At 43.8% G+C, this 20,253-nt stretch carries 16 protein-coding genes, 2 tRNA genes and 1 pseudogene; 11 read left to right on the forward strand and 8 right to left on the reverse strand.

What is annotated here, in order from left to right:
* Positions 1 to 18: 18 nt before the first annotated feature.
* The 4 genes from CXF58_RS04360 to recN form a co-directional block, all read right to left on the reverse strand.
* Positions 19 to 498 carry a hypothetical protein gene (locus tag CXF58_RS04360; protein ID WP_068407925.1) on the reverse strand — a complete coding sequence of 160 codons (480 nt, stop codon included), beginning with the start codon at positions 496 to 498 and terminating at the stop codon, positions 19 to 21.
* Between the two features lie 89 nt (positions 499 to 587).
* Complete coding sequence (gene ruvX, locus CXF58_RS04365) at positions 588 to 1,142, reverse strand: Holliday junction resolvase RuvX (protein ID WP_068407922.1); 555 nt, start codon at positions 1,140 to 1,142, stop codon at positions 588 to 590.
* Between the two features lie 72 nt (positions 1,143 to 1,214).
* A complete protein-coding gene (locus tag CXF58_RS04370) occupies positions 1,215 to 1,778 on the reverse strand; it encodes a YqgE/AlgH family protein (protein WP_068407919.1) in 564 nt (187 codons plus the stop codon).
* Positions 1,779 to 1,981: 203 nt separating this feature from the next.
* Positions 1,982 to 3,661 carry a DNA repair protein RecN gene (gene recN / locus CXF58_RS04375; RefSeq protein WP_068407916.1) on the reverse strand — a complete coding sequence of 560 codons (1,680 nt, stop codon included), beginning with the start codon at positions 3,659 to 3,661 and terminating at the stop codon, positions 1,982 to 1,984.
* A 533-nt stretch (positions 3,662 to 4,194) separates the two neighbouring features.
* Between recN and CXF58_RS04380 the strand changes: the two genes are divergently transcribed.
* On the forward strand, positions 4,195 to 4,530 hold the full coding sequence (locus CXF58_RS04380; RefSeq protein WP_068407914.1) for a pyrimidine/purine nucleoside phosphorylase: 336 nt from the start codon (positions 4,195 to 4,197) through the stop codon (positions 4,528 to 4,530).
* A 364-nt stretch (positions 4,531 to 4,894) separates the two neighbouring features.
* Positions 4,895 to 5,665 (forward strand): 23S rRNA (guanosine(2251)-2'-O)-methyltransferase RlmB, encoded by a 771-nt coding sequence (gene rlmB / locus CXF58_RS04385; RefSeq protein WP_068407911.1) that lies wholly within the window; start codon positions 4,895 to 4,897, stop codon positions 5,663 to 5,665.
* Here the strand turns inward: rlmB and coaE are convergent.
* The 4 genes and pseudogenes from coaE to pilB form a co-directional block, all read right to left on the reverse strand.
* Positions 5,628 to 6,317: a dephospho-CoA kinase gene (gene coaE, locus CXF58_RS04390; RefSeq protein WP_068407908.1), complete on the reverse strand. Its 690-nt coding sequence runs from the start codon at positions 6,315 to 6,317 to the stop codon at positions 5,628 to 5,630. The two genes, rlmB and coaE, sit on opposite strands and share 38 nt — an antisense overlap.
* 116 nt (positions 6,318 to 6,433) lie before the next feature.
* Positions 6,434 to 7,333 (reverse strand): prepilin peptidase, encoded by a 900-nt coding sequence (locus CXF58_RS04395; RefSeq protein WP_068407907.1) that lies wholly within the window; start codon positions 7,331 to 7,333, stop codon positions 6,434 to 6,436.
* A 25-nt stretch (positions 7,334 to 7,358) separates the two neighbouring features.
* Positions 7,359 to 8,582: pseudogene (locus tag CXF58_RS04400) on the reverse strand (type II secretion system F family protein).
* Between the two features lie 222 nt (positions 8,583 to 8,804).
* Positions 8,805 to 10,469, reverse strand: coding sequence for a type IV-A pilus assembly ATPase PilB (pilB, locus tag CXF58_RS04405; protein WP_102076717.1), 1,665 nt, complete (start codon positions 10,467 to 10,469; stop codon positions 8,805 to 8,807).
* A 434-nt stretch (positions 10,470 to 10,903) separates the two neighbouring features.
* On the opposite strand from pilB, the gene tpiA reads away from it, so the two are divergent.
* From tpiA to truB, 9 genes are all read left to right on the forward strand, one after another.
* Complete coding sequence (gene tpiA, locus CXF58_RS04410) at positions 10,904 to 11,704, forward strand: triose-phosphate isomerase (protein ID WP_082894377.1); 801 nt, start codon at positions 10,904 to 10,906, stop codon at positions 11,702 to 11,704.
* A gap of 266 nt (positions 11,705 to 11,970) precedes the next feature.
* A complete protein-coding gene (gene secG / locus CXF58_RS04415) occupies positions 11,971 to 12,279 on the forward strand; it encodes a preprotein translocase subunit SecG (protein WP_025652589.1) in 309 nt (102 codons plus the stop codon).
* A gap of 197 nt (positions 12,280 to 12,476) precedes the next feature.
* A tRNA-Leu gene (locus tag CXF58_RS04420) sits at positions 12,477 to 12,561 on the forward strand.
* Between the two features lie 152 nt (positions 12,562 to 12,713).
* A tRNA-Met gene (locus CXF58_RS04425) sits at positions 12,714 to 12,790 on the forward strand.
* 565 nt (positions 12,791 to 13,355) lie between these two features.
* A complete protein-coding gene (gene rimP / locus CXF58_RS04430) occupies positions 13,356 to 13,856 on the forward strand; it encodes a ribosome maturation factor RimP (protein ID WP_102076718.1) in 501 nt (166 codons plus the stop codon).
* A 129-nt stretch (positions 13,857 to 13,985) separates the two neighbouring features.
* The gene (nusA, locus tag CXF58_RS04435; protein ID WP_068407903.1) at positions 13,986 to 15,470 is read left to right on the forward strand and encodes a transcription termination factor NusA; all 1,485 of its coding nucleotides are present in this window, start codon (positions 13,986 to 13,988) and stop codon (positions 15,468 to 15,470) included.
* Between the two features lie 164 nt (positions 15,471 to 15,634).
* On the forward strand, positions 15,635 to 18,361 hold the full coding sequence (infB, locus tag CXF58_RS04440) for a translation initiation factor IF-2 (protein WP_068407901.1): 2,727 nt from the start codon (positions 15,635 to 15,637) through the stop codon (positions 18,359 to 18,361).
* A 154-nt stretch (positions 18,362 to 18,515) separates the two neighbouring features.
* Positions 18,516 to 18,920 carry a ribosome-binding factor A gene (locus CXF58_RS04445; protein ID WP_068407899.1) on the forward strand — a complete coding sequence of 135 codons (405 nt, stop codon included), beginning with the start codon at positions 18,516 to 18,518 and terminating at the stop codon, positions 18,918 to 18,920.
* Between the two features lie 8 nt (positions 18,921 to 18,928).
* The gene (truB, locus tag CXF58_RS04450) at positions 18,929 to 19,990 is read left to right on the forward strand and encodes a tRNA pseudouridine(55) synthase TruB (RefSeq protein WP_068407896.1); all 1,062 of its coding nucleotides are present in this window, start codon (positions 18,929 to 18,931) and stop codon (positions 19,988 to 19,990) included.
* Positions 19,991 to 20,253: the final 263 nt, after the last annotated feature.

Below are 20,253 nucleotides of genomic sequence, written 5' to 3' on the forward strand. Positions count from 1 at the left end.
CATTTTTATCAGGAAGTTTTATGTTTCTTTAACATTTTCAGACGTTTCTTCAGCGTCTAAAAAGTTAAAAAAGCGCTTAAAGCTCACCTTAAATAAAAACGCCACCCCAAGCCAACATGCCAATCCTAACCAAGCAGTATCGGCAAATAGTAGCCCGCCAAGTAATATAACCGTCGATACACCAATACTCATGGCAATCATTGATGGCTGATTTAAGCGATAACGATAAATCACCAATGCATCATAAATAGTAATAGGAATCGTCAGCGCCACCAAAGCGTAGGGCAGGTTATAGAACAATTGATAAAGCAGCTGATTGTTATGAAAGGCTTTGATACTAGCAATGGTGCCAAAGACCATAAAGGCGAGAATAGCGGCATAAATAAGATAAATCGCTATCTGGTTTGCTCGCTGCGCGCCTTTGATACGCGCAATCGCTAGCGGTGCAAAGCCACGTTGCGACTTGTTTTGCAAAGATGGATCTGAGACAGTGGTCATATTAATCAGTCATTTATTCGTTTAGATGATATAGCGAAGAGGCGCGGTATATTAGCCATGGATTTAGCGTACTATTCAACCGCTTTCTACTAATTCGCTTTAATGGCGTCGATGGCGAGACTGCTACTCGGATCAGCAAAATACGTCGACATCAGGATGCAGGCGGAGATATCATCAATCGGGTCACGCTCGTTTTGAATCCAGCCATTCTCCCAAGCTATCTCACGCGCCGCAACTGAGGTCAGACGTTCATCACAGAGAGAGACAATGACGGGTAAACGCTGCTCCATAATTCTATGCGCTAAGCGACGAGCAAATTTGTGCGCCCGCTTGGACAACATTGAGCTGCTACCATCCATATTGAGTGGCAATCCGACCACCACTTTTGCCACGCCCCAAACTTTGATAATACCAAGCAGGTTGTCCCAATCCGGCTGACCATTATTCATCGCCAAAATATCAAAGGCGCGCGCCGTCTCGGTAATAGAATTGCCTAGCGCCATCCCCATCTTTTTGACGCCATAATCGAGCGCCAAAATTAGATGCGGCTTAATCGTTGGCTCTGTAGCGCTATCAGTAGTTATAGCGTCTGTGCTATCAGTAGTTATAGCGCCCGCGCTATCTGCAAGAATACTATTGACCATAATTTGGGGTACTTCCTGTTTCTGTCTTCATGAAGCAAATGCTGCTCAGTATATAGCACTTAATATATAACGCTAGGCATGACCAATATCGCTGCTCAAATAGTCAAAATTAACGCCAATCTTATCGGCAGCGATTTGCCAACGCTCTGCAAATGGCGTATCAAACAGTAAATTCAGATCCGCAGGACAAACCAGCCAGTCGCCACTCGCAAGTTCTTGGTCGAGCTGTTTTTTACCCCAGCTGGCATGACCTAAGCACAGCTGATAATGCCCGACACCTTGACCAGCAGCGATGCGTTTTAGAATATCTTGACTGGTAGTAATACAGACGTTTTCTGAGATGGCAAAAGACGACGCCCATTCTGGTTGACCGGTATGCAGGACAAAACCGACTTCTGGATACATAGGCCCACCTTCTAGCGCCATATCTTCCATTACTTGCGGATCGGTGACCTCAATGTCTAAGTCTTCTAGCAGTTTGCCGACGCGCGCTTGCTCTATCGGACGATTGACCATCAGACCAAGCGCCCCATGTTTATCATGGCGACAGATATAAATCAGCGCCTGCTCAAACCGTGGGTCTGACAGCTCGGGCGCCGCGATTAAGAAGTGATGGGTCAAATTGGCTTTAGACATATAAACAAACGCAACCTAATATTAAAGGTGAAATTATTAAGAGGATAGACCACTATATGGCGTTTAGGCGTAAAAAATCAACTAAAGCAAATATTTAGCGATTGTTTGCTAAAAGACTGTACTCTCGACTGGTCATTATTTGCGAGTTATTTTCTACTAACCATGTACCTGCCAGCTATTTAGTAGCCATCACTCGATAATCATTATTTAACATCACTTAATAAGCTACGTGCATGGTCACGGGTGACATCAGTGATGGTCACACCGCCAGACATACGGGCCAGCTCATCGACTTGCGCGCTATCGGTCAAAATTAATAACTCGCTCTCAGTTTGCTCATCATGATGTTTTTGTACCAAGATATGCTGATGCGCTTGCGCCGCAACCTGTGCTTGGTGAGTAATGGCCAATAACTGCTGCGTCTGCCCAAGCGCACGTAACAGCTCACCAACCACTTGCGCCGTACCGCCACTGATACCGACGTCCACTTCATCAAAGACGAGCATCGGCTTGGCAGCATTATTATTAGCATTGGTCGCTTGCAGAACTTGCATGACCAGTGCCATCCGCGACAGCTCACCACCTGAGGCAATTTTATGTAGCGGCTGCATCGGCATACCGACGTTGGCGCTAAACAACAAATCGATATCATAGCAGCCTTGACCATTATACTGGCTAGGATCGGTCTTTTTGGTAAAGACAAACTCGCAGCGCGCATTTGGCAGGGCAAGCGGTTGTAATTGCGCAATCAGCTGTTTACTGACTTTTGGCGCCGCTTTTGAGCGCTGTTTATTAAGCTCAGTGGCAAGTGACAAATACTCTTGCCATGCTTGCTCGATTTGCGCTGCCATTGCATCACTACTTGGCTCGTTTTCTAACTGTTCTAATTGCGCTTGCCACTGCTTTGCTTCATCAATCAAATCGCTTGCGGGCAGGCCATGCTTACGCGACAAGCGGTGCCCAAGACTGATTAAGCTATCGAGTGTTTGCAAGCGCTCAGGGTCGGGTAATTGCTGTTCCGCATAATCCGATAGCAAGCCTGTGACCTCAGTGATTTGCTGCTGCGCCAAATGCAACTGTTCGGACGCCTGCTCAAAGGTTTGACTGACGCTCATTTGATTGTCGCAAAGCTTAATTGCTTGCCCGAGCAAGGTCATGACATCCGGCTCATCGGTGTCATTATCGAGCAGGTGTAAACCGTGACTGGCTTCCGTCATCAACGCTTCGATATTAGACAGCTCTTCGTGCTCCGCTTCTACTTCTGCATAATCAACCGCGAGTAGCGGCGCAATATCAGCAAGCTGGCTTTGCAACAATTGAATGCGATCTTGACGCTGAGCTTCGCGGCTGGCGATATCATCAGCGCGGCGTTTGAGCTGCTGATAAGCTTGATAGCTGCTGGTCGTTTGTACAGCAAGTGGCGTGATTTGTGCCATCTCGTCAAGCCATTGCACCACAAATTGTGGCTTTAGTAAGGCTTGCTGGGCATGTTGACTATGAATGTTTACCAATAAAGCGCCTAAGCTTTTAAGTTCCGCTAAGCTGACCGGCGTGCCATTTAACCAGGCTTTAGAGCGTCCTGTATTACTAAGCTGACGGCGAATCAAGACTTCAGGTTCTTCTAAAGGGCGCTCGTTCTTGGCAAACCATTCTGCCACGACGTCATTATTTTCTACATCAAACTGCGCATAGATATCAGCATACGCCGCGCCGTGCCTGACCATGGCACTATCAGCGCGCTCACCTACGCACAAAGACAGCGCATCTAGTAATAATGACTTGCCAGCACCTGTCTCACCGGTGATGACATTGAAGCCTTCAGCCATGCTCAGCTCATGCTGAGCAATCAATGCAAACTGCTGTAAAGTTAATGATACGAGCATCAACGCCTCTCATGGCAGACAATAAATATCAGCAATTAGGCTGATTTTAGGATAAATAAATAAAAACAGCTTTGGTAAATGGTGTTAATAAGATAACGATAATTGGCAAATATTATGGTGGCAAAAGGTAGGAAATACAAATTTTAAAGGTAATCAAAGCTAGGTATTCATTTAACAATAAGCGCAACTTTCCTAGTCGCTGTAACAAACTTTATAGATATAATGTGGTAGCATAATCTCACATAATGATAAACTCTTACCACCAGATTTTCATACAATCTGCTATCTATGATGTTTCTAGTAAAAGACGAGAGGTGAGTTCATGCTAGACAAAGTAAGCGTTTCATCATTACTTTTCATAGTGTATTCTCTATGCGAGTCTTTATTTGGTTAACAGTTATATCGAGCTAAATATAGAGTGAATCGTCAAAAAGTTGTAATAGAACTGTCAGTTAAGCGATGAGTTATTCTGCTATTTAGTTTTTCAATTTGGTCTTTTAGTTTGGCAATAATTATTTGATAAGGAAGCCACTATGACAGCGGCGCAATTTACCAATGTAACAGTCAATGCTCAAGCCACGATATCCTACGATGGTCGTTGCTCAAGCCATACCATTATGTTTGAGGACGGTCGCCATAAAACGCTCGGGGTTATTTTGCCTTGCGACAATTTGGTTGAGCACTATCACTTTAGCACCAATACTTCGGAGCGCATCGAAATCATCAGCGGTGAGTGTGAGGTCAAAATAAACGGTGAGGAAGAATTTAGCTACTACCGCGCAGGACAGTCATTCGTAGTCGAAGGCAATAGTGGTTTTAATTTGCGTACAGAAGAAATCGTGCAGTATATTTGTCATTTAGAAGGTTAAGCTGGCTAAAAAATCATACGATTAAAGGTGTTACAAGACAACTTGCCACCCCTTTAAATAAACAAGTTAGAAGAAATAAATCTTACGCCAAGGTTTATTTCTTTTTTTTGCAATTATTTTAATAATTTTTCGTTTCGCCACGCGTTAATTGCTACAATTATCGTTATATAGGCAGTCCGCTATAAGATGAACATAGAGCTACTGGTATTCATTTTCCTTGCTTGCTGTGCCTACGCAGACAGAGGCTGCGCAAAATGAATACCAGTAGCGGGTCATCATACTTGTACTGATTTTATTTAGGACTGACTATATTTCCTATTTTTTATCGCCGTACGCGATACCACTTTTATATTGTAGACCCACTATGGCAAAACCTAGCTATTTTTATGGCATTCACGCGATTGAAGCCTTACTCGAATATCGCCCGCTTGATGGACTCAGTTTATTTGTCCAACAAGGACGTGAGAGCGACAGCCACGTACAAGCGATTATGGCGCAAGCACGTGATAATGGTATTAGTATTCAACCGACACAAAAAGATAAGCTTACTCAGCTATGCGGTAGCCCGCAGCATCAAGGCGTGGTACTGAATGCGCGTCCGTTAGGTTTCGCTGACGAAGGTTTATTGGATACCCTTGCTAAGCGTGAGCAATGCTTATTATTGGTGCTCGACCAAATTACCGACGCGCATAACTTTGGTGCGTGTTTACGTACCGCAGTGGCCATGGGCGTTGATGCCGTTATTTGCCCCAAACACCATGCGGCAAGCCTGACGCCAACGGTTGCGAAAGTATCGGTAGGAGCTGCCGAGATGATGCCTATCGTTAGTGTGACCAATTTGGCTCGTACGTTAAGCAAGATTAAAAATGCTGGCGTCTTTGTGTTTGGCACCGCATTAAATGCAGAGGCAAAGCCAATACATGCTGCTGATATGACGGGTAAAACTGCGATTATTATGGGCTCTGAGGGCGAGGGCATGCGTCGCCTGACGATGGAGAGCTGCGATGAGCTGGTTTATATTCCGATGTCAGGCAACGAGCATGGTAACCTGCAAAGCTTAAATGTGAGTGTGGCGACTGGTATGGCGCTCTATGAGATTAATCGGCAGCGAACTTTAGCTGCTGGGCAAGCGTAAGATAGTTTTGATGTAATGGCTCAAGCTGTAAATATAGCGCCGCAAGATCGCTCTCGTTAAGCACCACATCATCTGCATGACGATTACGCTCTTCGCGGCTGAGCTGATTAATCATAATGGCTTTAATCTTTTGCACGCTTTGCTCATCGCGCTGGCTGGCACGGGCAAGCTGAGTTTCCTCGGTGGCATCCATCACCAATATACGCTGGCATAAATTGGCAAGGCCCGCTTCTGCTGCCTCAATCAGTAGTGGCGCTGATAGCACGACATATGGCGACGTACTGGCTGCTAGTTGCAGCTTTGCCGCTTCGCGTATGGCTGGATGGGTGATGGCTTCAAGCTCAATTAAGGCTTCAGGATGGGTGAAGACATGAGTGCGCACGGCGGCGCGATCCATTTCCCCATCATCATTTAATACCCAATCACCAAATTTTCTTTTGATTTTACGTAAAGTAGCGCTACCTTTAGCGACCACTTGATGAGCAATCACATCTGCATCAATAATATCAATCCCTTGCTGCGCGAACCAATCGCTTGCCGCCGACTTCCCGCTGCCGATACCGCCGGTCAAGCCGACAACTAACGTCTTGCTTTTGGATTGGGGCGACTGTGGCTGATAGGAATAAGATGAAGATGAGGCATAATTTGACATAGTAATGACTTATTTAACCGATAGAAGAGGGAGGCTACAATATACCAATAGCCTATTCTAGCAGGTTAAAGCGCATTTTTGAGAAATTGCGCGTCTACTTGCGTCAGTATAGGGGTTTAAGCGTACATTCCTAAATACCAATTGACGATATCTGGGCCGTATAATAATGCAATGATACCAGCAATGGCGATATAAGGACCAAAAGCAAAAGGACGACTTTCTCCTTGTTTTTTCATCAGAATAATCCCGACGATAGAACCTAATAGGGAGGAGAGCAAGATAATGAGTGGCAACATCATAGGCCCAAGCCAAGCACCCAAGACGGCTAGTAATTTAAAATCGCCTTGTCCCATGCCGTGTTTTTTCGTAATGAAATAAAAGATTTTTACCACGACCCACAAAGATAAAAAGCCAAGTAAAAGTCCCCAGATTGACTGCGTAGGTGAGACAAACCAGCCTTGCGAATTTACCGCCAATCCTAAGCCCGCTAAAGGAAAGGTCAGGCGGTCAGGCAATAGCTGGGTATCAAAATCGATACCCGTTAAAGCAACCAGCGTCCAGACCAAAATCAATGCTGATAATCCTGCGGCGCTGACGCCAAACTGATAAATGACCAACATAGATAGCAGAGCAGTTACCAGCTCAACAATAGGATAACGCAGTCCGATAGCAGCTTTACAGTCTGAGCAGCGCCCGCGTAATATAAGCCAGCTTATTAAAGGGATGTTTTCATACCACTTTATTTTATGGGCGCAGTGCGGACAGCGTGAAGCAGGTGTGCTTAGTGTGATGGGAGTATCAGCAGCGACGATATCTGATAATGGTCGCGTATGTTCAGGTGGCATGTCTGCTTGCTCAGCCATAAACTGGCTACATTCTTGCCGCCAAGCCGTTAACATCATAAGCGGTGTCCGATGAATTACCACATTTAAAAAGCTGCCGACACAGAGGCCAAGTAGACCAAAAATAATTAAAGCGAGTGTCATATTTTCTTGTAATAACTGAAGAAATTGCATGAAATCGTTTTCCTTGCAGTGGCTGTTAGCCTACCACTGAGCCCATTTGGAAGATTGGTAAATACATGGCAATCACTAAGCCGCCAACCAATACACCGAGCACCGCCATAATTAACGGCTCCATTAAGCTGGTCAAACCATCAACAGCGTTATCGACTTCGTTTTCGTAATAGACCGCAACTTTATCGAGCATCTCTTCTAAGCTACCTGATTCTTCACCAATACCAACCATTTGAATCGCCATACTTGGGAATAAGTTGGTTGAGCGTATCGAAAATTGCAATTGCTGACCGGTTGAAACATCGTTTTTTATTTGCTGAATGGCGTTATAAAAGACTACGTTATTTGCAGCGCCAGCGGTAGAATATAAAGCATCAATCAGGGGTACACCAGCAGCAAAAGTGGTCGATAATGTACGCGCAAAGCGAGCGATAACCGCTTGATAAGCAATATTGCCAAATATGGGTGCTTTTAATACCGCACGGTCTAAGAAATCACGGAACTTCTTAGAGCGTTTTTTAGCTTCTGAAAAGCCAATGACGGCGCCACCAATCAGTACGATTAAAATAAACCACCAAGATTGCATCCATTCTGACATCCCTACTACCATCTGAGTAAACGCAGGTAGTTCGGCACCAAATGAACCAAATAAATCGGCAAATACAGGAACAACTTTAACCAGTAGAATAATAGTGACGATAATGGCAACGACAATAACGGCGATAGGATATTTCATCGCTTTTTTAATTTTGGCTTTTAACAGCTCACTTTTTTCTTTATAGGTTGCAACCCGCTCTAGCATGGTCTCTAACGAACCGGACTGCTCGCCAGAATCAACAAGCGAGCAAAAAAGGTCATCAAAATAGCGTGGATGTTTACGCAGTGCTGAAGCAAAGGTACCACCAGCTTCAATATCGGCTTTTATTTGTAAGACCAAATCTTTCATGCTCGGGTTATCAAGAGAATCAGCAACAATCTCAAAAGACTGGGTTAATGGCATGCCAGCTTTCATCATAGTTGCCAACTGCCGCGCAAAAATAGCAATATCAATCGGTTTAATAGACTTTTTAAAGGTGTATAAAGGCTTGGGTTTTTTCTTGATGGCTTTAACGGTGATACCTTGTTTGCGCTAGGTTGCTTTTGCCAACTCCAAGCTACGACTGGTGGTTTCGCCTTTTACTTTTTGCCCACGCCGATTGACTCCATCATAGACAAAGTCTAATAGCATGTCGGTTTTAGCTTTGGCCATGTTACTACCCTTGTAATTTGTCATGGAAAGAATCAACAAGAAGTTGCAAACCTATAAAAGCAGGATAATTTCAGCAACTTTCCCTTTGGCTTACTTTATTCTAGCGAAAAAAGCCAGTATATATCTGTTTTATATCTAAGTATATCTGTTAAACAATATTACTAATTCATAAACATAAAGGCTCAAAATCACGAGTTGGAACTTTTTGTTTTTCGACGGTCGTTATTCAGAAGTCACGCGCATCATTTCTTGAATACTGGTTACCCCTTGCAGCACCTTTAAAATACCCGAGCGGCGTAAATCTCTAAAGCCGTTTTTAAGGGCAGCGTCTTTGATATCTATGGCGTTACCATCTTCCATAATAATGCGCGAAATATCGGGGCTGACTTTCATCACTTCATAAATACCGACACGGCCTTTGTAGCCTTCACGGCATTCATTACAGCCAATAGGTTCATAAATGACATTGTCTGGGTTGTCTAAATCAGCATCGGTAAAACCAAGCTCAAGCAAGCTTTGGCGCGGTATATTGATGGGTTTTTTGCAATTTTTGCATAAACGTCTTGCCAATCGCTGGGCAATAACCAAGTTCACTGACGTTGCAATGTTAAATGAGGCAACTCCCATATTGCGCAAACGCGTCAAGGTTTCAGGGGCAGAATTGGTATGCAGGGTAGACAGCACCATATGTCCAGTTTGTGCTGCTTTAATCGCAATCTCAGCCGTTTCAAGGTCACGAATCTCACCGACCATGACGATATCAGGATCTTGACGTAAGAATGATTTGAGCGCATTGGCAAAGGTTAAACCGACTTTCGGGTTAACGTTGACCTGATTGATACCTTCAAGATTAATCTCAACGGGGTCTTCGGCGGTTGAGATATTGGTCTCGCCAGTATTTAAAATATTAATACCGGTATAAAGGGAGACGGTTTTACCTGAACCAGTAGGACCAGTAATCAGCAGCATACCTTGAGGCTTATGTAAGGCTTCTAAAAACATCTCTTTTTGGTCGGGCTCATAACCTAATGCTTCAATACCAAGCATGGCAGATGATGGATCCAAAATACGTAAAACCAGCTTTTCGCCAAATAAGGTAGGTAGGGAGTTTACGCGGAAATCGATGGCTTTGTCTTTAGAGATTTTAAGCTTAATACGACCATCTTGCGGTACACGGCGCTCAGAGATGTCCATTTGCGACATGACTTTTAGACGCGCGGCAATTTTACCCGCAAGTTGTACCGGCGGACTGGCCATTTTTTGCATGACGCCATCGACACGAAAGCGCACGCGATAGGTTTTTTCATAAGGTTCAAAATGTAGGTCCGAGGCGCCCATACGAATGGCATCAACCAACATTTTATTAACAAACTTCACCACGGGCGCTTCATCGACGCCGTCGCTAAGTTTGGTTTCGCCTTCGTCTTCTTCGCTTTCATTAAAGCCAATATTTAAATCGCTGTCAGAAAAGCTATCAAAACTTTGCATGGTATCAGCGTACAGATTCTCAATACGCTTTTTGAGCTTATCTTCTTCAACGACGACAGTCTCGATAGACAGGCGCGAGTTAAAGGCAATAGCGTCGATGGCATCGATACGGGTCGGGTCACTCAATGCCACAAATAAGCGTTGCCCGCGTTTAAACAGTGGTAGGGCGTTGAACTTACGTACGATTTTTTCATCGACCAAGTTTTTTGGAATGACATCTGAGCTTAAGGCATCAAGATCAAACAAAGGATCACCAAACGCTTGCGATAGCATCTGCGCTACTTGATAAGCATTGGCCAGCTTATTGTCAACCAAATAGGGAACCAAGCCCATTTTCTGCTGTTGTGATTCTGTTTGCGCGGTTTTCATATGCGCTTCGCTGACGATGCCTTCGCTAATTAACTGCTACGCTAAACCACCATATTTACTGGCTGTGATAGACATTAAGACCTCTCTATGCGTGATACCAAATGGGCTGTATTTTTTACCGAAACCAAAGCATCTACTATATATAACACCAGTAGCTTATTTATAATCGCTACATTGATTAGTAACATTTATTCTAAAAACAAATGATTGATTGCCTTGGTTTTATTTTCTATAAATAGAATGATATAGGAATTTTTTAGAGTTAAAAGACTTTATATAGCGTATAAGATGACTAATCTGCTAAAAACGTCAATGTGCCAAATACTTATTTAAAATAATTTTATGCAAAATCAGTTCCAACTTTGAGCGCCTCATACTATAACTATAGCACTTAGGAAATATTTGTTATACTTGCGCGCATATAAGCCATATTGGCAGCAATAGATAAGATAAGGTATATAGGTATGCAAGCTTGGGTAATTGGAAATTGGAAGCAGAATCCAGCGACGAGCCATGACGTCAAGGCGCTACTAGATGACTTATTAATGGCTGTTAGCACAAAAGAGCAGCCTGATAACGCTGATTGTCAATTGATGATCGCCCCGAGCCTGATTCATTTGACGGCTGTCAGTGAGCGGCTAAAAGGTAGTTCAATACTGAGCGCCGCTCAAGATATAAGCGCCTATAGTGCCAGTACCGGCGCTTATACCGGTGATTGTTCAGCGCAGCAAATTGCTGATACTGGCGCAACATGGACGATACTGGGACACTCTGAGCGCCGTCAATACCATCAAGAATCTCATGATTGCTTATTGCAAAAAATGGCTCACGCCCTCACACAAAACTTAGGCGTGATATTTTGCATTGGCGAAACCCAAGCGCAGTATGATGCCAAAGAAACGCTGGCAGTCATTGATGCGCAATTAGCGGTGATTAAAGATTTACTTGCACAAAATCCTGAACTTGCTACAAACTTGTCAGAGCGTTTAATCATCGCTTATGAGCCAGTTTGGGCAATTGGTACGGGCAAAGTACCAACCGTCGCTGAAGTAAGTGCGACACATCAACATATTAAGCAAACCCTTGCGAGCTTCAATGGCGAATTAGACAACATAACGGTTTTATACGGTGGTAGCGTCAATGCTGACAATGCCGACAGTTTTGCTGCTGATAGCATGATTGATGGGGCATTGGTTGGCGGCGCATCGCTAAAAGCAGAAAGTTTTTTAGCGATTGCTAAGGCTTTTGGCGGCAATAAAGCGTAGTCGTATTCAGTAAAATTACAATTTAATCCATATTGAACAATAACTTTGCTCAAAAAATGTCTTTCGCAGTTGGCAAAAGTGGCTTTAACAGTGACCTTGCAATCGTGTACAATGCGCCTTATTTAGATGATTGCTTTATTTACACAACTGGTTTGGCGTTATTGGCCATATTAGAGGTCAATCGTTAAACGCCAGTTATTTACATTATTTAATCCTACGATTTATTTTACGTTATCAGTCGTCATTACGCGGCAAAAGAGGCCACCATGTTTACGTTTATATTAGCCCTGCACATTATCGTGGCGATTGCCATGATTGGCTTGATTTTGATACAGCATGGTAAAGGGGCAGACGCCGGAGCTTCTTTTGGTGCGGGCTCATCAGGTACCGTATTTGGCGCCGCCGGCACTGCAAACTTTTTGACGCGTGCCACTGCAGTATTAACGGTGATATTTTTTATCACCAGTATGACGCTTGCCGTACATGCACGTAAACAAGCAGAAGACCAGTTTCGTTTAGATGCGCCAGTATCAGCGCCGCAAACGCCACGCCCGCTGACACAAAATCCTCAGTAGTTATATTGGCGTTAGTATCTGTTTAATTGTTTTGACAGATATTTTTAGCAGTTATCTTTTAATTCAGGCAGTACTTGCTATTTTAAGATGTTAGATTTACAATGCTTCTCTGTTTTTAGTGGTCTTTAACTTTCGTTGCTTTCCTTATGCATCGGTTATAAAAGGTTAAAGCTCAAAAACAGAGTAGTAAGAAAAATGCGATTGTGGTGGAATTGGTAGACACGCCATCTTGAGGGGGTGGTGGCGCAAGCTGTGGGGGTTCAAGTCCCCCCAATCGCACCAAGCTTTATTTGTATGATGTTTTACTTGAACGTTGTTGTACTCAAACATTATAGAAAGCAGGGTTCATCGTCATTAATGCTTAATTTGATTATTATCTAAAATAAGTATTGACAGCCCTCTAAAACCTCTCTATAATATGCGTTCTAGATTGATGCGGGGTGGAGCAGTCTGGTAGCTCGTCGGGCTCATAACCCGAAGGTCGTTGGTTCAAATCCAGCCCCCGCTACCACTTTTTATACTGATGTTTTGTACACTAAATTTGTCAGTAACGATTAGCCCACCATTATGTTTGTGGGTTTTTTTGTATCTGATGGTCGGTGTTATCGCGATATCTATCCTACTTATGCTAAGCTCTATCTCTATAGAGTGCGATGCTATTCGTTACTAACCATCATCTGCCGCGACCGGCGCGATGCTTGGTAAGCATACTATCCTTTACTCCTCACGCTTTTATCGATAGTTCTGCTTTATAAATAATAAAGGCATTGTCTGGTTGAGCTTGATGTTTTTTATGCTCATCCCTATATAAAAGCACGAGTCATAAAACGCCTAGTATATAAGGCCAGGCATAATAGTTACGTTTTAAGAATAGAATGATAATTATTGCTGAAGTAATATTCTTGTCTATATAAGACAATGCTTAACAAAGCTTTGATTGATAAGACTCTGATTCATAAGATTTTGATTAATAAAGCGCTTTTAATAAATTTTGAACTTATAAAAGTTCGATGCATAAAATTAAAAACACTTAACTCGCTATGTTCGAGAAGTGAATAGGAAAAGATAAATAGATTATGAAGCTTTCGACAAAAGTTACAGAACTGACCAATATTATTGCTCCTGCAGTTGCTGCTTGTGATGTGGCGCTATGGGGTATTGAATTTGCGCCACAAGGTCGTCGCTCGTTGTTACGCATTTATATTGAGGCGTTGCCAGAAGACCAAGCCCAAGATAAGCAAGTGACCATCGAGGACTGCGCCGCGGTAAATCATCAAGTGAGCGGTATTCTTGAAGTTCATGACCCGATTGCTGGTGAGTATATTTTAGAAGTATCGTCGCCAGGTTTTGATCGTGCCTTTTTCTCAGATGAGCAAATGCATGATTATGTCGGTCAAACCGTTAGCTTGCGTTTGATCCAAGCGATTGGTGAAGGCGATAAAAAACGCCGCAAAGCAACTGGTACTTTAGACAGTATTGATGACACTTCTTTAAAACTGACCGCCACTGATGGTGAGCAGTTTGAGATTGCATTAAGCAATATTGACAAAGCCAACTTGATTTATGAAGATGCTTAGTTTAAAAACAGTAGCTTGATAAATGAATATTTTACTCTCCAAACAGCCTTTGGCTTATGGTGAAAATATAACGTCAACACATTAACGATAAAGTTTAAGTCAATTATAAAACGATAGGACAGGTATAGCATGAGTCGTGAAATCTTAACGGTAGTAGAAACTGTCAGTAATGAAAAGGGCTTAAATCCTGAAGACATCTTTGAAGCAATCGAAGATGCTTTGGTGGTATCCACGAAGAAAAAAGTCTATACCGATCAGCCAGAAGTAGCGGTACGGGTTGCTATTGACCGTGCGACGGGCGATTATGATACTTATCGTTATTGGACAGTGGTTGCAGATGAAGACCATGAGATGCCTGCGTGTCAGCTGGCGATTACCGATCTTGACCAAGACGAATGGTCAATTGGTGATATTAAAGAAGAGCAGATTGAATCGATTGAATTTGGTCGTATTGCAGCTACGCAAGCCAAGCAAGTTATCATTCAAAAAATCCGTGAAGCAGAGCGCAATTTAGTAGCCGACGCTTTTGAGCCACGTATTGGCGAGATGATGTATGGCGAAGTTAAAAAACAAACGCGCGATGGTTATATCATTGATTTAGGTGACAACGCTGAAGGCTATTTGTCACGTGATCAGATGCTACCTCGTGAACAATTGCGCCCAAAATCTCGTATCAATGCCATTTTGTACCATGTTAACCGCGAAAACCGCGGCGCCCAGTTATTGTTATCACGCACGCACCCTGAAATGCTCTCAGCATTGATGCAAAAAGAAGTGCCTGAAATTGCCGAACAAATTATTGAAATTCGCAATGTCGCGCGTTTGCCGGGTACGCGTGCTAAAATAGCGGTTAAAACCAACGATCATCGTATTGATCCCGTTGGCGCTTGTATTGGTATGCGTGGTACGCGTATCCAAGCGGTACAACAAGAGCTTGATGGCGAACGTATTGATGTGGTGGTGTGGTCAGATGACCCAGCCCAATTTATCATCAGTGCGCTAGAGCCAGCGGACGTCAGCAGTATTATTCTCGATGAAGACACGCAAACGGCGGATATTATCTTTAGCACCAATGATCAATTGGCGCGGGCGATTGGCTCACAAGGTCAAAACGTACGTTTAGCCTCTGAGTTAACCGGCTATAAGCTCAATATGATGTTAGAGGAAGAATATCAGCAACGTCAAGAAAACGAAAGCAAGGCCTTTATTGAGTTATTTTATGAGCGCTTAGAGGTCGATAAAGATCTTGCCCAAGCGCTGGTTGATATTGGTTTTACCAGTATTGAAGAAGTCGCTTATGTACCAGTCGAAACCTTTTATGATATCGAAGGCCTAGACGACGAAGCGATTGACATGATTCAAGAGCGTGCCAAAGAAGTGGTCATTGCCGATGAATTGGTCAAACAACAGAACATGAAAGAGCCAAGTCAAGAACTACAAGATCTTGAAGGAATGACAGTCAGTTGGGCTTATAAAATGGCACAAAAAGACATCATTACTGTCGATGACTTGGCAGAACAAGCCGTCTTCGATCTAGAAGATATCGAAGGTTTAGATAGTGAAACCGCAGGAAAACTCATCATGAAAGCTCGGGAATCTTGGTTCAATGAATAAGCGGTAACTGCATATCGCTGTCTTTTAGTGATATGCTATCGATAATAAGGGCTGGTATGACGTAACCCAATCAAATGCGTTACAAATACTAGCCTTAACCCAATCATTTGTAGCCAACAACTGAATTGAACATATAGCAAATAATAGACAGTAGGTGATAATAAATGGCAGATAAGACCGTCAAAGAACTGGCAGATATGGTAGGCAAAACCGCAAGTGCTGTACAACAGCAACTGGTAGATGCTGGACTGCCTGCTCGCGCAGAGGATGACCTAGTCACCGAGCTTGAGCAAGAGAAGTTGGTGACGTATTTAAAGCAAAGTCATGGCCAGCAAGAAAAGCGACGTATTAGCCTGAAATCTAAGACGACCAGCACCGCACGCGTGACCGGCTCTTCAGGTAAATCTAAGAGCGTTAATGTAGAAGTGCGCAAAAAGAAAGTATTCGAGAAGCCTGATCCAGAAAAGATGGCGGAAGAATTGGCAGCGCGCGAACAAGCCATGATTGAAGCACAAGAGCGTGCAACTAAAGAAGCAGAAGAGCGTGCCGCTACTAAGAAAAAAGCGGAAGAACGTCAAGCGGCTACGTTGGCAGCGATGCGTGCAAGCTTAGGTTCGAGCAAAAAGTCAGACGATAAGAATGACGATATCTCAACCTCAGTAGTGGTGAAAAAAGGCGGTAAAGCGGCGGTAGAAGTTAAACCGAAAGAGCAGCCGAAGAAAAAAGTTGCCGCGACGAAACCAAAAGTTGAAACGGCAGCAGAGCGTAAAGCTCGCGAAGCTCGTGAAGTCGAGGAAGCGCGTCTGCGTGAAATCGAAGCAGAGACCCGCCGTGCGCAAGCCGAAGAAGCGCAAAAGCGTACCCTTGAGCAAATGCGTAAAATGGCCGGTAAATATACCGATCAGCCGGCTACTGAAGTGCGTAAAGATGAGCCGTTAGCCGAAGGTTTGGTCGGCGATGCTTTAGAAGAATCGTTTGAAAAAGAACGTCGCGAAATCAAACGCGGTACCAGTAGCACCAGTGCTCGCGGTCGTGGTCGCCGTAAGAATCAAGACGAGCGTGAAATCAAAAACCGTAAAAACGGTTTACGCTCAACGCAAGCCTCACAGCATAAGTTTGAAAAACCAGTCGATAAAATCGTTTACGATGTTGAAATCAGTGAACACATTACGGTTTCTGATTTAGCACAGCGTATGGCGGTTAAAGCTCGCGAAGTGACCAAATTGCTCATGAAAATGGGTGAAATCGCACGCGAGTCCGACACTATTGATCAAGCAACAGCTAGTCTGATTGTTGAAGAAATGGGTCACAACCCAGTACCGGTTAGTGATACCAAAGTTGAAGACGATCTACAAGATGCGGTAGATGAGCGTAGCAGTAACGTGCAAACGCGTCCACCAGTTGTGACTATCATGGGTCACGTTGACCACGGTAAAACCTCATTACTTGATAAAATCCGCACAACGAAAGTTGCTACCGGTGAAGCTGGCGGTATTACTCAGCATATCGGTGCTTACCATGTGAAGACCGATCGCGGTGTTATCACTTTCCTTGATACCCCAGGTCACGCCGCCTTTAGTGCGATGCGTTCGCGCGGTGCACAGGCGACGGATATCGTTGTCATCGTTGTCGCTGCCGATGATGGTATGATGCCACAAACCGAAGAAGCGATTGATCATGCGCGCGCTGCTGGTACGCCTATCATCGTTGCTATCAACAAAATGGATAAGCCAAGCGCCGATCCTGATCGCGTACTTAATGAACTCACTGCTAAAGAAGTGGTTTCAGAAGAATGGGGCGGTGATACCCCAATGGCGCGTATCTCAGCCAAAACGGGTGACGGTATTGATGAGCTACTAGAGCTTATCAGTCTACAAGCTGAGCTAATGGAGCTAGAAGCACCGCTAGATGGTGCTGCCCAAGGCGTTGTTATTGAATCACGACTTGAAAAAGGTCGCGGGCCAGTTGTCAGTGTCCTAGTTAAAAAAGGTACCTTAAAACAGGGCGACTTAGTACTAGCAGGTGAGCATTACGGTAAGGTTCGTGCCATGACCGATGAAAATGGTCAACGAATCAAATCTGCTGGTCCGTCTATCCCTGTAGAGATATTAGGTTTACCTGAAACACCCGCTGCTGGTAGCGAGTTCTTAGTCTTAACCGACGAGAAAAAAGCCCGTGAAGTGGCAGATTTTAGAACCAACCGTGAGCGCGAGCGCCAGCTTGAACGTCAGAACGCCATGCGTCTAGAGAGCATGTTTGATCAGATGGAACAAGGCGATGTGTCATTCTTAAATATCGTCTTAAAAACTGACGTGCGTGGTTCGCTTGAAGCGTTACTTGCGGCTTTAAATGAGTTATCGACGGATGAAGTTAAAGTTCGAGTGATTAGCTCAGGCGTTGGTCCAATTTCTGAATCTGATGTGACATTGGCTGAATCGAGCGAAGCGGTATTATTAGGCTTTAACGTCCGTGCAGACGCAACCGCACGCCGTAAAGCGGACGCTGCTAAAATGGATATCCGCTATTACAGCGTTATCTATGGCTTGATTGATGATGTCAAAGCGGCAATGAGTGGTATGCTAGCGCCAGAACATCGTGAGAAAATCTTGGGTGTTGCTGAGGTTCGCGAAGTATTCCGTTCTAGTAAGTTTGGTGCTGCTGCCGGTTGTATGGTGGTTGAAGGAACGATTTATCGCAACAAACCTATCCGCGTCTTGCGTGATGACCAAGTTATCTTTACGGGTCAATTGCAATCATTACGTCGTTATAAAGAAGACGTTAATGAAGTACGTACCGGTATGGAGTGTGGTCTAGCGGTTCGTGGTTACGACGTCGAAGCGGGCGATAAAATCGAAGTCTTTGAAATCCAAGAATTCGCTCGTACTATCTAAAGCAGTCGTTTGACAATTCTTAATATTCAGCTGTACTTAGGCCTAACAGGTACACCCTGCTAGGCCTTTTTTAGCAAATGCTAGTCCTAAAATTTGTTACTAAGCAAACCTACTCATCAATAAAAAATAAGCTACATTAAAGTAAGGTAATAACATGAATCAACGTTTACAACGCTTGGCTGATCAGATTCAGCGTGAGCTTGCGGTCCTTATCCGTGATGAAGTCAATGACCCGCGTTTGACGGGCTTTGTCACTATCTCTAGCGTTAAAGTCAGCCCAGACTTGGGTTACGCAGATATTTACGTCACCATCATGGAGCCTGAGCTTAACGATGCGATGACCAAATCTAGCCATGAAGACAGCATCAAGGTCCTCAATAAAGCGGCGGGTTTTTTGCGTACCGAATTAAGCCACAGTCTAAAAACGCGTACCACACCGCGTTTACGCTTTCATTATGATGAAGTGACGGCGCGTGGCAACTATATGATGGATCTTATCAATAAGGCTGTGACCAAAACTGAGCAAAACGAGTCTGATGAGCAAGAAATTAACGAGTAATAGCTATTATGTCGACCGCCTCTACTAACACCTCTACGCTAGCCGCTGCAAAAACGCTTAAAACGCCTGAGAAAATCAAAGTCTCGGGCGTAATATTAGTGGATAAGCCGCAAGGTATGACCTCGCAACAAGTAGTGTCAAAGGTGAAATACCTGTTTAAATCACCCAACCATGACAGTAAAAAAGCTGGTCATACAGGCACACTCGATCCGATGGCAACGGGTTTATTGCCCATTTGCTTAGGTGAGGCCACTAAGTTTAGTCACTATCAACTCGATGCCGATAAAACTTATCAAGCAACCATTCTTTTGGGTAGTCAAACCGATACGGGTGATGCCGACGGGCAGATTGTTGCTGAAGCACTTATTCCACAGTTTGATCATGCCATATTAGAAAACATTGCTCAGCAATTTTTAGGGCCACAGCAGCAAATTCCTCCGATGTATTCGGCGCTAAAAAAAGATGGCAAAAAATTGTATGAATATGCGCGAGCAGGTATTGAGATTGAGCGGCCCGCAAGAGATATTGTCATTAAAGCCATTGATTTAACCGCAATCGATGCGCAACAAATTCAGTTGACAGTGACTTGCTCGAAAGGTACATACGTACGAGTATTGGCAGAAGATATCGCTAAAACCCTTGGCACGCTAGGGCATCTCACCGCTTTACGGCGCCTAAAGGTTGGTAGTTTTAAGATTGATAATGCGATTGGTTTGGCCAATCTAGAAGCGTTGTCGCTTGAGAGTCGCCTAACCCACCTATTACCCGTTGATGCTTGTATCACCCTTGATACTGAGCTTACCTTAACCACAGAGCAGTGCGCCCGTGTTCATATGGGACAGCGCCTAAATGTCACCGAGCAGCTGACGGACGATATACGAAGCTATATTACAACGGCTATCGAACAACAGCATTATGAAAATGACGGTGACAAAGAAGATAGTGAAACCTTATTACCTCATGAAATGCCCGTAGATATTCGTCTTATAGATGAGCAAGGGCAGTTTATAGGTTTAGGAGCGGTAAGCCTAAACGGGCGCTTACAGCCCAAAAAGCTTATCCAGTTGTAGCGTTAATGCTTAAATAAGCGGTAGTAGCCATAACTGAAATTGGGTAAAACTTACTAAGAGTTTACACTAATCACATATCATCACATTTTATTGCAGGTTTCACCTATAGTGAAACCTGCTTTTTTTGTACCTTAGTTAAGTCAGCTACGGAAAGTGTGACAAGGATATAAAAAATATAAGGAAATAAAAATCATAAAAATGGGATTTTATTAAATATTAGAATTATAAAAAAGCAGTATAAATAAAAATAAAAAGACATTAAC

This window comes from Psychrobacter sp. Sarcosine-02u-2, from assembly GCF_002836335.1.
Taxonomy (GTDB): Bacteria; Pseudomonadota; Gammaproteobacteria; order Pseudomonadales; family Moraxellaceae; genus Psychrobacter; species Psychrobacter faecalis.

Excerpts from the sequence above, each read along its gene's own strand:
- CXF58_RS04360 (WP_068407925.1), bottom strand. The coding sequence starts at position 498 with ATGACCACTGTCTCAGATCCATCTTTGCAAAACAAGTCGCAACGTGGC.
- ruvX (WP_068407922.1), bottom strand. The coding sequence starts at position 1,142 with ATGGTCAATAGTATTCTTGCAGATAGCGCGGGCGCTATAACTACTGAT.
- CXF58_RS04370 (WP_068407919.1), bottom strand. The coding sequence starts at position 1,778 with ATGTCTAAAGCCAATTTGACCCATCACTTCTTAATCGCGGCGCCCGAG.
- recN (WP_068407916.1), bottom strand. The coding sequence starts at position 3,661 with ATGCTCGTATCATTAACTTTACAGCAGTTTGCATTGATTGCTCAGCAT.
- CXF58_RS04380 (WP_068407914.1), top strand. The coding sequence starts at position 4,195 with ATGACAGCGGCGCAATTTACCAATGTAACAGTCAATGCTCAAGCCACG.
- rlmB (WP_068407911.1), top strand. The coding sequence starts at position 4,895 with ATGGCAAAACCTAGCTATTTTTATGGCATTCACGCGATTGAAGCCTTA.
- coaE (WP_068407908.1), bottom strand. The coding sequence starts at position 6,317 with ATGTCAAATTATGCCTCATCTTCATCTTATTCCTATCAGCCACAGTCG.
- CXF58_RS04395 (WP_068407907.1), bottom strand. The coding sequence starts at position 7,333 with ATGCAATTTCTTCAGTTATTACAAGAAAATATGACACTCGCTTTAATT.
- tpiA (WP_082894377.1), top strand. The coding sequence starts at position 10,904 with ATGCAAGCTTGGGTAATTGGAAATTGGAAGCAGAATCCAGCGACGAGC.
- secG (WP_025652589.1), top strand. The coding sequence starts at position 11,971 with ATGTTTACGTTTATATTAGCCCTGCACATTATCGTGGCGATTGCCATG.
- rimP (WP_102076718.1), top strand. The coding sequence starts at position 13,356 with ATGAAGCTTTCGACAAAAGTTACAGAACTGACCAATATTATTGCTCCT.
- nusA (WP_068407903.1), top strand. The coding sequence starts at position 13,986 with ATGAGTCGTGAAATCTTAACGGTAGTAGAAACTGTCAGTAATGAAAAG.
- infB (WP_068407901.1), top strand. The coding sequence starts at position 15,635 with ATGGCAGATAAGACCGTCAAAGAACTGGCAGATATGGTAGGCAAAACC.
- CXF58_RS04445 (WP_068407899.1), top strand. The coding sequence starts at position 18,516 with ATGAATCAACGTTTACAACGCTTGGCTGATCAGATTCAGCGTGAGCTT.
- truB (WP_068407896.1), top strand. The coding sequence starts at position 18,929 with ATGTCGACCGCCTCTACTAACACCTCTACGCTAGCCGCTGCAAAAACG.